Raw genomic sequence first — 16,409 nt, forward strand, 5'->3', positions numbered from 1 at the left:
TCACTCGTCCGGATCGAGGATGCGGGGCACCCGGAAGCGGCCGTCCTCGGTGGCGGGGGCGCCGGCCAGGGCCTCGGCGGCGGGCAGCGACGGGCGGGCGACGTCCGGGCGGAATACGTTCGTCAGCGGCACGGCGTGACTGGTCGGCGGGATGTCCGCCGCAGCGACCTCGGCGACCCGGGCGACCGCCGACAGGATCGCCTCGAGCTGCGGTGCCAGCGCGTCGAGCTCGTCGTCGGTCACCGACATCCGCGACAGCCGGGCGAGATGGGCTACCTCGTCCCGCGTGATCCCCATTGCGTGTGGCCCCTTCGTGGGCGGTGGGCACGAGGCCCGTGACTGGTCGTGCGTGCCGCGGGCGGCAGCCGGAAAAGCCGGGGACTCCGGGCCGCCCGGAGGCTGGCCGCGGGGGGGAGAACCGGACCGGACGCTTCGCCGCGTCGACGTCATGTCATGGTACGGGCCGCGGCGCGACCGGGACGGACCCCGTCCCGCCGGCCTGGCGGCCGCGCCGGCCCCGCGCAGGCGGCGGGCGGCCCGTCGGCGCCGCCCGCCGGGCCCCTGACCTGGTCGGTGGCGGCGCGGCGCGTCATCTCGGCGTGACCGGTCGGCCATGCCGACGACACACTCTTTGTGCATGCTCAACTACATGTCGTACCTGCTCCGCGTCGTGTTGCCGGACCACCCGGGCACCCTGGGCGCCGTCGCCACCGCCCTGGGCGCCGCCGGCATCGACATCGTCAGCGTCACCGTCGTGGAGCGCACCGCCGCCGGGGCGGTGGACGACCTGCTCGTCATGCTGCCGCCGGGCGGACTCGCGGACCGGGCGATGAGCGCGGCCCACTCGGTACCGGGTGTGGTTGTCGAGTCGCTGCGGCCGTTCCTCGCCGACGGCGGGGGCGTGGCCAGCGACCTCGACCTCGTCGACGCGCTGACCGAGCGGCCCCTCGACGCCCCGGCGACCCTGACGGAACTGGCCCCGGGCGTGTTCAACGCCGACTGGGCGGTGCTGCTCGAACACGTCGGCGCCGACGACGTGCGGGTGCGGGAGACCTCGGTCGGCGCGCCCACCCTCGGCGGGGACGACCTCGGGGTGCCCGAGCGGGTGCGGTTACCGCTGCCCTGGCTGCCGCTGGACCGCGCGCGGCGGATCGGGCCGGCCGAGGGCACCTTCCCGCCTCGCTGGGAGGCGGTCAGCATGGAACTCGCCGCGGCGCCCGTCGGCGGCGACCGGCTGGTCATCCTCATCGGCCGCCCGGGTGGCCCGGCCTTCCGCCCCTCCGAGATCGATCGGCTGGCCCACCTCGCCGGCATCGCGGCGAGCCTGAGCAGAACGGACCGCCCCTGACGCCGACGGCGCCCCCGCCGGCGCCCCGCCCCGGTCACCCCGGCGGGGCATCATCCTGCGCCCGCTGCGCCCGCTGCGCCCGGCGGGCGGAGTCGACGTCCGGTGCGCCCTGGCCACCCGAGGTGTCCGGCGCGGCCGGGGCAGCCGGGGCGTCGGCGGCCACGGCACGCTCGCGCGCGGCGTCCGCGCCCCGTTCGAGCAGCACGGCGAACCCGGCCTCGTCGAGCACCGGCACGCCGAGGCTGCGCGCCTTGTCGTACTTGGCCGCCCCCGGATCGGCGCCGACGACGACGAAGGCCGTCTTCTTGCTGACCGAGCCGGTGACCTTGCCGCCGCGGCCCTGCACCGCCTCGGTCGCCGAGTCGCGGCTCCAGCCGTCGAGCGTCCCGGTGATGACCACCGCGACGCCGTCAAGCGGGCGGGGGCCCTCCGCGGCCCCGGCGTCGGCGAGCGAGGCGCCACCCGCGGCGATGCGGGCGACGATGTCGCGGTGGCGGGCGTCGGCGAACCAGTCCACCACCGCACTGGCGATCTTCGGACCGACGCCCTCGACGGCGGCGAGCTGCTCGGCGGGGGCGGCGGCGATCGCGTCGAGCGAGCGCAGCTCCCGGGCGAGCGCGCGCGCCGCGGTCGGCCCGACGTGGCGGATGGACAGACCGACCAGCAGCCGCCACAGCGGCCGGTGGCGGGCCGCCTCGACGCCGCGCAGGATCTGGTCGATCTTCTTCTGACCGAAGCCGCGCAGTCCCTCGAACGACTCCGGGGTCAGGTGGAAGATGTCGCCGATGTCGCCGACCCGGTCGGCCTCGAGCAGGGCGATCGCCGTCTCGTAGCCGAGGCCGTCGATGTCCAGCGCGTTCCGCGAGGCAAGGTGGAAGATCAACTCGCGGAGCTGCGCCGGGCAGGCGTCGGTGTTCGGGCAGCGGATGTCCACCTCACCCTCGGGTCGCACCAGCTCGGTGCCGCACTCGGGGCAGTGGGTGGGCATGACGAAGGCGCGCTCGGTGCCGTCGCGCAGGTCGACGACGGGGCCGACGATCTCCGGGATCACGTCGCCGGCCTTGCGCAGCACGACCGTGTCGCCGATCAGGACGCCCTTGCGGCCGACCTCGTCGACGTTGTGCAGGGTCGCCAGGCCCACCGTGGAGCCGGCGACGAGCACCGGTTCGAGCTCGCCGAACGGGGTCACCCGGCCCGTGCGGCCGACGTTCACCCGGATGTCGCGCAGCTTCGTCGTGACCTCCTCCGGCGGGTACTTGAAGGCCACCGCCCACCGCGGCGCCTTCGACGTCGACCCGAGCCGGCGTTGCAACGCGAACGCGTCGACCTTGACGACCACCCCGTCGATCTCGTGCTCGACGTCGTGGCGGGCCCGCCCCCAGCGGTGGATGAACGCCAGCACGTCGCCCACCGACGCCAGCACCTCGAAGTGGGTCGAGACGGGCAGCCCGAACTCGGCGAACCGGGCGTAGGCCGCGGACTGGGAGGCGGCGTCGAACCCGCGCTGCGCCCCCAGGCCATGGACGATCATGTCGAGCGGGCGGGTGGCGGTGACCCGGGGATCCTTCTGGCGCAGCGACCCGGCGGCCGCGTTGCGCGGGTTGGCGAACGGCTTGCCGCCGCCGGCCACCAACGACGCGTTGAGCTCGGCGAACTTCTCGGTCGGGAAGAAGACCTCGCCGCGGACCTCCAGCAGCTCCGGCACGCTCGCCCCGCGCAGCCGGGTCGGCACGCTCGCCAGCGTGCGGATGTTGGGCGTGATGTCCTCCCCCGTACGCCCGTCGCCGCGGGTCGCCGCGCGCACGAGCCGGCCCTCCTCGTAAACCAGGTCCACGGCGAGCCCGTCGATCTTCAGCTCGCACAACCAGCCGTCGACCTCGGTCTCCCGTGCCGCGCGCGCGGCCCACAGGTGGAACTCGTCGTCGTCGAAGACGTTGTCCAGCGACAGCAGCCGCTCGAGATGCTCCACGGGGGTGAACAGGGTCGAGTACGACCCGGCCACCTTCTGCGTCGGCGAGTCCGGGGTGCGCAGCTCGGGGTGGTGCTCCTCGAGCGCGGTGAGCTCCCGCATCAGCCGGTCGTACTCGGCGTCGGAGACGGTCGGCGAGTCCAGCACGTAGTACCGGTAGGCGTGCTCGTCCAGCTCGCGGGCGAGCTCGGCGGCGCGGGCCCGGTCCGCGACGGAGGCGGCGACGGCCGGTTGCACCGCGCCCCCGGCCCCGACCGCGGACGCAGCCTCGACCGCGGAGGCAGCCTCCGCCTCGGACGCCTCCACCTCGGACGCCTCCGCCTGGGACGCGGCCTCGAGCGCGGACGCAGCCGCGTCGCCGGAGCCCGGTGGCGCGTTCATGCCGGCGCGTCGACCAGGGCGCGGCCCGCCCGGCGGCAGTGCCGCATGACCGCCCTGGCCGCGCCGACGTCGAATCCCGCAAGGCCGCACGCGGGTGCCACGGCGACCACCTCCCCGAGCTGTTCGGGCCGGAATCCGAGCCGGCTCCACAGTGCAGTGACGGGCTCGACGGTACGGCGGACGTCCGACAGTTTCGCCGACCCGCCGCCGGTGGCCACCGAGCCGCCGGTGGGCACCGAGGCGCCGGTGGCGATCAGGCCCGCGATCAGGCGCACCCCGGCCTCCACGAGCTCGCCGACCGCGTCGTCCTGCGCGCGGGTCAGCAGGGCCGCGTCGAGGCCGACGAAATCCACCCCGGCGTCGCGCAGCGCCGCCAGCGGCACGTCCGCCGCGCAGCAGTGCACCCCGACCCCGGCGACGCCGGGCAGCGCGCGGGTGGCGTCGGCGACGGCACGCAGCCGCTGCACCACCAGGCCCTCCTCGACAGCCGGCACCACCGAGAAGCCGCTGGGGGTACGCACCCGACCGGCCAGCACCAGCGGCAGCGACGGCTCGTCGAGCTGGACGATCAGCCGCGCGCCCGGCACCCGCCGGCCGATGTCGCCGAGATGGTCGGCCAGACCGGCGGCGAGTGCGTCGGCGAGGTCCCGGGTGGCGCCGGCGTCGGACAGCGCCTTGTGCCCGCGGGGCAGCTCGATCTCGGCGGCCAGCGTCCACGGCCCGGCCACGGCGACCTTGAGCGGCCCGGAGTAGTCGGCGGCGACGTCGGTCAGGGCGTCCAGATCCTGCCGGAGCAGGTCCCGGGAACGGCGCAGGTCCAGACCCGGGCGGGGCACCAGCCGCCAACCGGCCGGCTGCAGGTCGACGGGCAGGTCGAGCAGGATCGCCGCCGACCGGCCGATCATCGCGGCGCCGGGCCCGCGGGCCGGCAGCTCCGGCAGGTGCGGCAGGTCCGGCAGCTCGTCGAACACCGACTTCGTGGCATCGACGGGGTCGGTGCCCGGCAGCGAACCCACCCCGGTGGCCGCGCCGGCCGGCCACAGCGGCGCGGGGCCGGCCTCAGTGCTCATCGGACCTCATCCCGCCATTGTGGCCGACGTCGCCCGGCTCCCCGCCCAGCCCCGCCGCCCGCTCACGCGGCGGTGACGCGGATGTGACCCCCTCCGAGCACCCGGTCGCCGTCGTAGAGCACGACGGCCTGACCCGCCGCGGTCCCGCGCACCGGCGTGTCGAGGGTGACGACGAGATCGTCGCCGCGCGCCTCGGCCTCGGCGGCCACGACCCCGCCGTGCGCCCGAACCTGGGCCTGGCAGGTCACCACGCCCTCGTGCGGCCAGGCCGCGCGGTCGGCGACCAGCCGGCGGATGTCGAGCTCCTCCGCCGGGCCGACGGTGACCGTCGAGGTCACCGGGGAGATGTCGAGGACGTAGCGGGGGCGCCCGTCCGGCGCCGGGTGCCCCAGGCGCAGGCCGCGGCGCTGACCGACGGTGAAGGCGAAGGTCCCGTCGTGTTCGCCGAGCGTCTGCCCGGTCCGGGAGTCGACGATGGGCCCCGGCCGCGAGCCGATCCGCTCCCGCAGCCAGCCGCCGGTGTCCCCGCCGGAGATGAAGCAGATGTCGTGGCTGTCGGGCTTGTCGGCGACGGCCAGGCCGCGCGCGGCCGCCTCCCGGCGCACCTGCGCCTTGGTGGAGTCGCCCAGCGGGAAGCGCGCGGCGCCGAGCTGCTCGGGCCGCAGCGTGCCGAGCACGTAGGACTGGTCCTTGGCGGGGTCGACGGAACGGCGCAGCGTGCCGTCCGGGTCGAGGCGGGCGTGGTGGCCGGTGACGACGGCGTCGAAGCCGAGGGCGAGCGCCCGGTCCAGCACCGCGGCGAACTTGATCCGCTCGTTGCAGCGCACGCACGGGTTGGGGGTGCGCCCCGCCGCGTAGGACTCCACGAACTGGTCGATGACCTCGGTCTCGAACCGCTCGGCCAGGTCCCACACGTAGAACGGGATGCCCAGTACGTCCGCGGCGCGGCGCGCGTCGCGGGCGTCCTCCAGCGTGCAGCAGCCCCGGGCGCCGGTCCGGTCCGACTCGGGCGATCGGGACAGGGCGAGATGGACGCCGGTGACGTCGTGGCCGGCGTCGACGGCCCGCGCGGCGGCGACGGCGGAGTCGACCCCGCCGGACATGGCGGCGAGCACCCGCATCAGACCTGCACCTCCCCAGAACCCCTCGGTTCCCCGAATCCTCCGGCGACGCCGCGCTCGCGGCGCGGATCAGGCGCCGGTCATCCCCGCGAGCGCGCCGGCGCGGCTCGCCCGCTCCACCACCGGCCCGATCGCCTCGACGAGCGCGTCCACGTCGGCGGCGCGCGACGAGTGGCCGAGCGAGAAGCGCAGCGAACCTCGCGCATGCTCCTCGCCAGCCCCCATGGCCAGCAACACGTGGGAGGGTCGGGCTACTCCCGCCGAGCAGGCCGAACCGGTCGAACACTCGATGCCGCGCGCGTCGAGCAGCATCAGCAGCGAGTCACCCTCGCAGCCGGGGAACGTGAGATGGGCGTTGCCGGGCAACCGCTGCGGATCGCCGGGCGCGCCACCGAGCGCAGCGCCGTTGAGCACGGCGCCCGGCACCTTCTCCTGAACGCGGCGGACGAGGTCGTCGCGCAGCGCGGCCAACCGGGCGCCCTCCCGGGGCGCCTGGGCGCAGGCGGTCGCCGCCGCGGCCGCGAACGCCGCCACCCCGGCGGTGTTCAGCGTCCCGGAGCGGATGTCGCGTTCCTGGCCGCCGCCATGGGTCAACGGCTCCAGCACGAGGCCGCGGCGCACCACCAGTGCGCCGACCCCGACCGGCCCGCCGATCTTGTGGGCGCTGACGGTGATGGCGTCGGGCCCGCCCTCGCCGACCGCGACGGGGATCTGGCCGAACGCCTGCACCGCGTCGGTGTGGAACGGCACCCCGTGCCGATGCGCGACGGCGGCGAGCTCCGCGACCGGCTCGACCGTGCCGACCTCGCTGTTCGCCCACATCACCGAGACCAGGGCCACCGCTGCGGGATCGCGCTCCAGGGCGGCGGCGAGGGTGTCCGGGTGCACCATGCCGGCGGCGTCGACGTCGAGCAGCTCCACCTCGGCGCCCTGCTCGGCGCCCAGCCACTGCACGGTGTCCAGCACCGCCCGGTGCTCGACCGCGCTGACGAGCACCCGGCGCCGGGTGGGCTCGGCCCGCCGCCGCGCCCAGTACAGGCCCTTGAGCGCGAGGTTGTCGCCCTCCGTGCCGCCGCCGGTGAACACCACGTCGGACGGCCGGGCGCCCAGCACGCCGGCCAGCGTCTCGCGCGACTCCTCGACGATGCGGCGGGCCCGGCGGCCGCTGGCATGCAACGACGAGGCATTGCCGGTGTCGGCGAGCACCGCGGCGTACGCGGCGAGCGCTTCCGGTCGCATCGGCGTCGTCGCCGCGTGGTCGAGATAGGTCACACGGTAGAGGGTAGTCGCGCGCGGCCGGGCGACGTCGCCGCGCCGATCTCGCCCCCGCCCCGGCCGCCCGCCTGCCCGCGGCGCGGGACCGACGGCGCCACCGGGAGCAGCGGTTCGAGGTGGCCCCGCAGCAGGCAGCCGGACCAGACGCCGGCGCAGTAGGCGGCGTCGTCGGCGACGCGCAGGAGCAGGTACGGCACGAGGCCGACCGCCGGGCGCGCCACCCACCACTCGTGCGCCAACGGCAGCGTCGCCGCGGCCAGGACCAGCCGACCCGGCGTGCCGGCGCAGGCCAGCAGGGGCAGCCAGGTTCGCCGGGATGTCTCGGCGGCGGCCAGCAGGGCGTGGCGGCGCCCCCGCACGGTCAGGGCCAGCGCGGCGCGGCCGGGACGGTCGGTGCGGCCCAGCCGGCGGGCGAGCCGGGCGGTGGTCAGCGCCACGGAGCCCGCGGCCACGGCGCCGACCACGGCGGCCCCGCCCCGGTCCCGGCGCAGCGCCATCAGGCCCACCGCCGCCACCGCGCTCGCCGCTCCCCGGGCCGGCCGCAGCGGTCCCGGATGGCGCCGGGCGAGCTCCGCCGCCGAGGAGCCGTAGCCGTGACGCTGGCGTGCCCAGGCCCACCAGGTCGGCCGCGGATCGTGGTGTACCACCGCCGTCGGCTCGTACCGGACGCTGTGGCCGGCGCCGACGAGCCGCCACACCAGGTCGACGTCCTCACCGAAGCGCAGCGCCGGGTCGAACGCGGCGTGCGCCCGCCGCAGGAGCAGCGCTGCCGACGGCACGTACGACACCCGGCTTCCGGGGCGCACCGCCGCCGGCCACGGCCCGAGATCGAGCGGGGAGCGGCCCGCCTCGTAGCGTTCCCGCAGGCCGGCGCGCGACGCCGGCGGCACCGGCGAGGCGACCCGCGGCGCGACGGCGACGACCGCCGGGTCCGCGAGGTGGGCGATGAGGCGGTCGAGCCAGTCGGCGGTGGGCCGCACGTCGCAGTCGCAGAAGACGATCAGCTCGGTGCGGGCGGCCCGGGCGCCGGCGGTGCGCGCCGCCGCGGGGCCGCGGGCTCGGTCGTGCCGGATCACCCGGGCACCGGCGGCGGTGGCCTCGGCCGAGGTGCCATCGCGGGAGCCGTCGTCGACGACGACGACCTCTGTGCACTGCCCGCGCAGTGCGCCGACCAGCGCGCCGATGCGCCCGGCCCCGTCCCGGACCGGAATGACGGCCGTGACCCCGCCGGCGCCGGCGACCTCGCTGCCGCCGCCGGTCCCGGCAACCCCGGCAGCTCCGGCAACCCCGGCGGGCTCGGCGGCTCCGGCGACCGCGGCATCCGCGGTGGGCGTGTCCACCGGCGCCGTGCGGCGCGGCGGCAGCGGATGAACGAGCCCGGCGTCGACGAGCCGGCGCGCCAACAACCCCGCACCGGGTCCGGCCGCACCAACCGTGGCGCCGCCACGCAGCGCCGCGAACACCCGCGCACCGGCAGCGGACAGTGCCATCAGCCGCAGCGGCGCCCCGCCGAGCAGCACGATCCCGCCGTCCGCCGCGGCGGCGGGCGCCGGCGCCAGGACCGCCAGGCCGGGATCGCACTGCACCCGGAACGCGGCCGGCAGTGCCACCCGAGCCGGCTCAGAAGTCACCGGCGGTACACCTGGGCCGGCTCAGAAGTCACCGGCCGCCCTGCGCAGGTCGGTGAGCAGGTCGATGAGCGTCCGCACACCCCCGTCCCCCAGACCGGGGTCGGCGAAGACGGTGTCGTTGAGCTTCTCCGTCGCGGCGAGGGCCGTCGCCCGCCCCTCCTCGGTGATCTCGGCGAGAATGGCGCGGCGGTCGGTGGGATGCGGGTTGCGGCGAACCTGGCCGCGGGCCTCCAGGCGGTCGACCGCGCTGGTGATGCTGGTCGGATGGACCTGAAGCCGACTACCGATCTTGTTAAGCGGCAGCGCGCCCCTTCGGGAGAACAACAGCAGCATCAGCAGCTCGTACCGGGCGAAGGTCAGATCGAGCGGGCGCAGGACCTCGTCGACCCGGGCCAGCATGATCTGCTGGGCACGCATCAGTGACGTGACCGCCGCCATCCCGTCCGCCACCGAGCCCCAGCCGTGCGCGGTCCAGTGCCGGTGGGCCTCCGCTATGGGATCGGTGGGCAGCGGTTTGGGGGTGGCCACGGTTTGGACGCTCCTGCACTTCAGGGGATGTCTCCCACCCGGCCGACATGGCCGGGGACCGCCCAGATGACGGCCGGCGTCCATTGCACCCCAGGACGCCACGTGCAGGCAAAGACTCATGCGTACCCGGAGATTACGGGTCGCCACCCTCAGCGCACCGTGCGGCGCCACCCCGTGCGGGAATGTCAGACATTGCGCCGATACTGGCCGCCCACGTCGAAGAACGCCTGGGTGATCTGACCGAGCGAGCAGACCCGGACCGCCTTCATCAACGCCGCGAAGGTGTTTCCCGTGCCGGCGGCAACCGCGCGCAGCTCGGCCAGGGCGGCCTCGGCCTCGGCGGCGTGCCGGCGCTGGAAGTCGGTCAGGCGGGCGAGCTGGGAACGCTTCTCGTCCTCGGTGGCCCGGGCCAGCTCCAGGGGGCCGGCGGCATCGGCGGCGCGCTCCGGGTCGTCGGCGGCACGGTCGGGCGCGAGGAAGGTGTTGACCCCGACGATCGGCAGCGTGCCGTCGTGCTTACGGCGCTCGTAGAGCATCGACTCGTCCTGGATCCGACCCCGCTGATAACCGGTCTCCATCGCGCCCAGAACGCCTCCGCGGTCGCTTATCCGCTCGAACTCGGCGAGCACGGCCTCCTCGACCAGGTCGGTCAGCTCGTCGACGATGAACGACCCCTGCAGGGGGTTCTCGTTGGCCGCGAGCCCCCATTCCTGATCGATGACCACCTGAATGGCGAGCGCACGGCGCACCGAGCTCTCGGTGGGAGTGGTCACGGCCTCGTCGTAGGCATTCGTGTGCAGGCTGTTGCAGTTGTCGTAGATCGCGCACAGCGCCTGGAGGGTCGTGCGGATGTCGTTGAACGCCATCTCCTGGGCGTGCAGTGACCGGCCGGAGGTCTGCACGTGATATTTGAGCATCTGCGAGCGGGGGGCGGCTCCGTATCGCTCGCGCATCGCGACCGCCCAGATTCGCCGCGCCACCCGCCCGATGACCGTGTATTCCGCGTCCATCCCGTTGGAGAAGAAGAACGACAGGTTCGGCGCGAAGTCGTCGATTCGCATTCCTCGGGCGAGATACGCCTCGACGTAGGTGAATCCGTTGGCCAGCGTGAAGGCGAGCTGCGTGATGGGGTTCGCGCCGGCCTCGGCGATGTGGTAGCCGGAGATCGAGACGGAGTAGAAGTTGCGGACGTTGTGCTCGATGAACCATTCCTGCACGTCGGCCATCGCCCGCAGCGCGAACTCGGTGGAGAAGATGCAGGTGTTCTGCCCCTGGTCCTCCTTGAGGATGTCGGCCTGGACCGTGCCCCGCACGGTGGCGAGCGCGCCGGCGGTGACCTCGGCGGCCTCGTCGTCACGCGGCTCGCGGCCGTGCTCGTCGACGAACGCGGCCAGCCGCTGGTCGATCGCGGTGGTCAGGAACATCGCGAGGATGGCCGGCGCCGGGCCGTTGATCGTCATGGACACGCTGGTCGCCGGGTCACCGAGATCGAACCCGTCGAACAGGGCCGTCATGTCGTCCAGGGTCGCGATCGACACACCCGACGTGCCGACCTTGCCGTAGACGTCGGGTCGGGGGGCCGGGTCGCGACCGTAGAGGGTGACCGAGTCGAAGGCCGTGGACAGCCGCGTCGCCGGCGACCCGGCGGACAGCAGGTGGAAGCGCCGGTTCGTCCGGAACGCGTCCCCCTCCCCGGCGAACATCCGCGCCGGCGCCTCCCCGGCACGCTTGAACGGGAACACCCCCGCGGTGAACGGGAAGTATCCCGGCAGGTTCTCCCGGCGCAGGAACCGCACCAGCCGGGCGTCGTCGTCGATGGCCGGCACCGCGACGCGGGAGACCTGGCTGCCGGCGAGGGTCACGCGACGCAGCGGAGTGCGGATCTCGGTCCCGCGCACCGTGTAGGAGAGCTGATCGCCCTGCCGCTCGGCCACGATCGCCGGCCACCGTTCGAGCAGCTCCCGCGCCCACGGCGCCAGCGCCGCACCCGCCTCGTCGCGCAGGGCGGTGAGGGCGCCGGCCTCTGCCGAGGAGGTACCCACGGCGTCGAGTGCGGTGGTCAGGTGCTCGCGGCGGCGGGCGAGCTGGGCCTGCCGCTCGGTCTCCGCGTGGTAGCCGCGCACCGTCTCGGCGATCTCGGCCAGGTATCGGGCCCTCGCCGGCGGGACGATGGTCGTCAGCCCCGTGGCGGCGCGCACCTCGACAGCGGGCAGCACGCCGGGCCGCGTCGGCAGGCCGACGTCGCGGAGCAGGCCGAGCAGATGCTGGTAGAGGGCGGTAACCCCGTCGTCCTGGAAGCGGGCCGCGGAGGTACCGAAGACCGGCATGTCCTCCCAGGACCGGTCGAACGCCTCCCGGTTGCGCACGAGCTGGCGGGCGACGTCGCGGCGGGCGTCCTCGGCGCCGCGACGCTCGAACTTGTTCACCGCGACCACGTCGGCGAAGTCGAGCATGTCGATCTTCTCGAGCTGCGAGGCCGCACCGTACTCCGGTGTCATCACGTACAGGGAGACGTCGCAGTGGGGCACGATCGCCGCGTCGCCCTGCCCGATACCGGGGGTCTCGACGATCACCAGGTCGTACCCCGCCGCCTTACAGGCCGCGATCGCCCCCGGCACGGAGGGGGGAACCTCGCTGCCTGCGGCCCGGGTGGCCAGGGAGCGGAAGAAGACCTCGCCGGCGTCGGACTCGCCCAGAGCGTTCATCCGGATCCGGTCGCCGAGCAACGCCCCACCACCGCGCCGGCGGCTCGGATCGACGGCCAGCACGGCGATGCGCAGCGCGTCGCCCTGGTCGAGGCGGAAGCGGCGCAGCAGCTCATCGGTCAGCGAGGACTTCCCGGAGCCGCCGGTGCCGGTGATGCCCAGCACGGGCACGGCCGGCCGCCGATCGGCCTCCTCGCGCAGCGCTGCCGCCAGCCCACCGTCCCGATCGGCCTCGAGCACCGTGATCGCCCGGGCGAGCGCGCCCTGTTCGCCGCCGATGACCTCCTCGAGCTTCGGACCGTCCCCGGCGAGGTCGACGTCGCAGCCGGCGATGATCGTGTTGATCATACGGGCGAGGCCCATCGCCTGGCCGTCCTGCGGGGAGAAGATCCGGGCGACGCCGCGGGACTGCAGCAGCTCGATCTCGGCCGGCACGATCACCCCACCGCCCCCGCCGAAGACGCGGATGTCGCCCGCACCGCGTTCCCGGAGCCGCTCGATGAGGTAGCTGAAGTACTCGACATGGCCGCCCTGGTAGGAGGAAAGGGCGATGCCCTGGGCGTCCTCCTGGATCGCCGCGGTCACCACCTCGTCGACGCCACGGTCGTGGCCGAGGTGGATCACCTCCGCCCCCTGGGCCTGCAGCAGCCGACGCATGATGTTGATCGCCGCGTCATGCCCGTCGAACAGCGCGGCCGCCGTGACGATCCGGACTGGATGGACGGGGACATGCAGACCTGCCGTGTCCTGCTGGGCGTCGGATGACATCGAGCGGCTCCCGGGGAGAACGGACGGGCCGGCGTACCCGGCCCACAGCCTTTCGACTTCCGATAGTAGGACGTCCATCCGACAGGTGCCACTACGGCCAGCGTCGATGAGGGCAGGGCTGCGACAGCAGTCGGACACGGGGCGCGGCAGGCATCCGGAGCCGGGGCCGCCACGAAGTGTTCGGGGGCCGGCTCGGGTAACGGGTGGACTCCGGCCGAAGGGCCGGGCGCGGAAGGTAGGGCCCGCAAGGCCCTAAAAGCGCCCCAAATACAAGTGTGGGGTTGCCTCGAAAGGCAACCCCACACTTTGTGTAAGTCCGGCGGCGTCCTACTCTCCCACACAGTCCCCCATGCAGTACCATCGGCGCTGAAGAGCTTAGCTTCCGGGTTCGGAATGAGACCGGGCGTTTCCCCTTCGCCAAAACCACCGAAACACTATTCAACTATACAACCAGCACCCAGCCGGCCATACAGCTGGGAACCGCACAGTGGACGCGTAGCACCTTCGAAGACAAGCCCTCGGCCTATTAGTACCGGTCAGCTCCATGCGTCACCGCACTTCCACCTCCGGCCTATCAACCCGATCATCTAGTCGGGGGCCTTACCAGGCTACCCTGTGGGAGACCTCATCTCGAAGCAGGCTTCCCGCTTAGATGCTTTCAGCGGTTATCCCTTCCGAACGTAGCCAACCAGCCATGCCCTTGGCAGAACAACTGGCACACCAGAGGTTCGTCCGTCCCGGTCCTCTCGTACTAGGGACAGCCCTTCTCAAGTCTCCTGCGCGCGCGGCGGATAGGGACCGAACTGTCTCACGACGTTCTAAACCCAGCTCGCGTACCGCTTTAATGGGCGAACAGCCCAACCCTTGGGACCTACTCCAGCCCCAGGATGCGACGAGCCGACATCGAGGTGCCAAACCTTGCCGTCGATATGGACTCTTGGGCAAGATCAGCCTGTTATCCCCGGGGTACCTTTTATCCGTTGAGCGACGGCGCTTCCACAAGCCACCGCCGGATCACTAGTCCCTGCTTTCGCACCTGCTCGACATGTCTGTCTCACAGTCAAGCTCCCTTGTGCACTTGCACTCAACACCTGATTGCCAACCAGGCTGAGGGAACCTTTGGGCGCCTCCGTTACTCTTTAGGAGGCAACCGCCCCAGTTAAACTACCCACCAGACACTGTCCCTGATCCGGATCACGGACCGAGGTTAGACATCCAGTACGACCAGAGTGGTATTTCAACAATGACTCCACCAGAACTGGCGTCCCAGCTTCACAGTCTCCCACCTATCCTACACAAGCCGAACCGAACACCAATATCAAGCTATAGTAAAGGTCCCGGGGTCTTTCCGTCCTGCCGCGCGTAACGAGCATCTTTACTCGTAATGCAATTTCGCCGAGTCTGTGGTTGAGACAGTGGGAAAGTCGTTACGCCATTCGTGCAGGTCGGAACTTACCCGACAAGGAATTTCGCTACCTTAGGATGGTTATAGTTACCACCGCCGTTTACTGGCGCTTAAGTTCTGAGCTTCGCCCCGAAGAGCTAACCCGTCCCCTTAACGTTCCAGCACCGGGCAGGCGTCACTCCGTATACATCGTCTTACGACTTAGCACGGAGCTATGTTTTTAGTAAACAGTCGCTTTCCCCTGGTCTCTGCGGCCACTCCCCGCTACGGAAGCAAGTCCCTACACGGAGAACGGCCCCCCTTCTCCCGAAGTTACGGGGGCATTTTGCCGAGTTCCTTAACCACAGTTCACTCGAACGCCTCGGTATTCTCTACCTGACCACCTGTGTCGGTTTAGGGTACGGGCGGCCCTGACACTCGCTAGAGGCTTTTCTCGGCAGCATGGGATCATCCACTTCGCCACAATCGGCTCGGCATCAGGTCTCAGACACATGGAACGCGGATTTACCTACGCACCGTCCTACACCCTTGCCCCAGGACAACCACCGCCTGGGTTGGACTACCCTCCTGCGTCACCCCATCGCTTGCCTACTACCAGCCGGGATCCCACCCTCCCAGACACATCTCCGAAAAGACACATCCGATCAGATGGTTAGCACAACCAGGTTCAGCATGGGCGCGTCAGCGCCGGTACGGGAATATCAACCCGTTGTCCATCGACTACGCCTGTCGGCCTCGCCTTAGGTCCCGACTCACCCTGGGCGGATTAGCCTGCCCCAGGAACCCTTGGTCATCCGGCGGACGGGTTTCTCACCCGTCATTCGCTACTCATGCCTGCATTCTCACTCGTATGGCATCCACGACTAGGTCACCCCGCCGCTTCACACGCCACACGACGCTCCCCTACCCATACACACACCTGGACATCAAAGATGCCTGGCTAACATGCGTATGCCGCAGCTTCGGCGGTGCGCTTGAGCCCCGCTACATTGTCGGCGCGGAATCACTTGACCAGTGAGCTATCACGCACTCTTTCAAGGGTGGCTGCTTCTAAGCCAACCTCCTGGTTGTCTATGCGACTCCACATCCTTTTCCACTTAGCGCACGCTTAGGGGCCTTAGCTGGCGATCTGGGCTGTTTCCCTCTCGACTACGAAGCTTATCCCCCGCAGTCTCACTGCCGCACTTCACTTACCGGCATTCGGAGTTTGGCTGACTTCAGTAAGCTTGTGGGCCCCCTAGGCCATCCAGTGCTCTACCTCCGGCAAGAAACATGCGACGCTGCACCTAAATGCATTTCGGGGAGAACCAGCTATCACCGAGTTTGATTGGCCTTTCACCCCTACCCACAGCTCATCCCCCAGGTTTTCAACCCTGGTGGGTTCGGTCCTCCACACGGTCTTACCCGCGCTTCAACCTGGCCATGGGTAGATCACTCGGCTTCGGGTCTTGGACATGCGACTCAAACGCCCTCTTCGGACTCGCTTTCGCTACGGCTACCCCACACGGGTTAACCTCGCCACACATCGCAAACTCGCAGGCTCATTCTTCAAAAGGCACGCGGTCACCAGACCGAAGTCCAGCTCCCACGGATTGTAGGCACACGGTTTCAGGTACTATTTCACTCCCCTCCCGGGGTACTTTTCACCTTTCCCTCACGGTACTAGTCCGCTATCGGTCACCAGGGAGTATTTAGGCTTAGCGGGTGGTCCCGCCAGATTCACACGGAATTTCACGGGCTCCGTGCTACTTGGGAACACGTCCGGGAGGAACACTGTTTTCAGCTACAGGGCTATTACCCTCTATGGCGGCCCATTCGCATGACCTTCGCCTAACAGCGCTCTTTCTGACTCCCCGACGGAACGGCAGTCCCGTCCGGACGATCCCACAACCCCAGCATCGCAACGCCTGCCGGCTATCACACGACACTGGTTTAGCCTCATCCGCTTTCGCTCACCACTACTCGCGGAATCACGGTTGTTTTCTCTTCCTGCGGGTAATGAGATGTTTCACTTCCCCGCGTTCCCTCCACATGCCCTATGTGTTCAGGCATGGGTGACAGGATTTAAAGCCCTGCCGGGTTTCCCCATTCGGAAATCCTCGGATCACAGCTCGGTTGACAGCTCCCCGAGGCATATCGCAGCCTCCCACGTCCTTCATCGGCTCCTGGTGCCAAGGCATCCACCGTGCGCCCTTACTAACTTGGCCA

General features: G+C 71.2%; 9 protein-coding genes and 2 rRNA genes. 1 reads left to right on the forward strand and 10 read right to left on the reverse strand.

Translation table 11 applies throughout. The features are described from left to right. Positions 1 to 297 (reverse strand): Asp-tRNA(Asn)/Glu-tRNA(Gln) amidotransferase subunit GatC, encoded by a 297-nt coding sequence (gene gatC, locus FRAAL_RS25515; protein ID WP_011606924.1) that lies wholly within the window; start codon positions 295 to 297, stop codon positions 1 to 3. A gap of 340 nt (positions 298 to 637) precedes the next feature. On the opposite strand from gatC, the gene FRAAL_RS25520 reads away from it, so the two are divergent. Next, positions 638 to 1,348 (forward strand): ACT domain-containing protein, encoded by a 711-nt coding sequence (locus tag FRAAL_RS25520; protein WP_050997251.1) that lies wholly within the window; start codon positions 638 to 640, stop codon positions 1,346 to 1,348. A 34-nt stretch (positions 1,349 to 1,382) separates the two neighbouring features. Here FRAAL_RS25520 and ligA read toward each other — a convergent pair whose 3' ends face one another. The 9 genes from ligA to FRAAL_RS25565 all read right to left on the reverse strand — a co-directional run bounded on the left by ligA (position 1,383) and on the right by FRAAL_RS25565 (position 16,408). Next, complete coding sequence (gene ligA, locus FRAAL_RS25525; RefSeq protein WP_011606927.1) at positions 1,383 to 3,698, reverse strand: NAD-dependent DNA ligase LigA; 2,316 nt, start codon at positions 3,696 to 3,698, stop codon at positions 1,383 to 1,385. Beyond that, positions 3,695 to 4,768, reverse strand: coding sequence for a methionine synthase (locus FRAAL_RS25530; protein WP_011606928.1), 1,074 nt, complete (start codon positions 4,766 to 4,768; stop codon positions 3,695 to 3,697). The genes ligA and FRAAL_RS25530 overlap by 4 nt, the downstream gene beginning before the upstream one ends. Positions 4,769 to 4,830: 62 nt before the next feature. Continuing rightward, positions 4,831 to 5,889, reverse strand: a complete 1,059-nt coding sequence (mnmA, locus tag FRAAL_RS25535) for a tRNA 2-thiouridine(34) synthase MnmA (protein ID WP_011606929.1) — start codon at positions 5,887 to 5,889, stop codon at positions 4,831 to 4,833. Between the two features lie 69 nt (positions 5,890 to 5,958). Next, on the reverse strand, positions 5,959 to 7,161 hold the full coding sequence (locus FRAAL_RS25540; protein ID WP_011606930.1) for a cysteine desulfurase family protein: 1,203 nt from the start codon (positions 7,159 to 7,161) through the stop codon (positions 5,959 to 5,961). Next, positions 7,158 to 8,795, reverse strand: coding sequence for a mycofactocin biosynthesis glycosyltransferase MftF (gene mftF, locus FRAAL_RS25545; RefSeq protein WP_011606931.1), 1,638 nt, complete (start codon positions 8,793 to 8,795; stop codon positions 7,158 to 7,160). The genes FRAAL_RS25540 and mftF overlap by 4 nt, the downstream gene beginning before the upstream one ends. A 21-nt stretch (positions 8,796 to 8,816) precedes the next feature. Continuing rightward, positions 8,817 to 9,323 carry a MarR family winged helix-turn-helix transcriptional regulator gene (locus tag FRAAL_RS25550; protein ID WP_011606932.1) on the reverse strand — a complete coding sequence of 169 codons (507 nt, stop codon included), beginning with the start codon at positions 9,321 to 9,323 and terminating at the stop codon, positions 8,817 to 8,819. Between the two features lie 185 nt (positions 9,324 to 9,508). Beyond that, the gene (gene icmF, locus FRAAL_RS25555; RefSeq protein WP_041939773.1) at positions 9,509 to 12,796 is read right to left on the reverse strand and encodes a fused isobutyryl-CoA mutase/GTPase IcmF; all 3,288 of its coding nucleotides are present in this window, start codon (positions 12,794 to 12,796) and stop codon (positions 9,509 to 9,511) included. A gap of 314 nt (positions 12,797 to 13,110) precedes the next feature. Continuing rightward, a 5S ribosomal RNA gene (gene rrf / locus FRAAL_RS25560) occupies positions 13,111 to 13,227 on the reverse strand. Positions 13,228 to 13,302: 75 nt separating this feature from the next. Continuing rightward, a 23S ribosomal RNA gene (locus tag FRAAL_RS25565) occupies positions 13,303 to 16,408 on the reverse strand. Position 16,409 lies beyond the last annotated feature (1 nt).

This window comes from Frankia alni ACN14a, from assembly GCF_000058485.1.
GTDB classification, from domain to species: domain Bacteria; phylum Actinomycetota; class Actinomycetes; order Frankiales; family Frankiaceae; genus Frankia; species Frankia alni.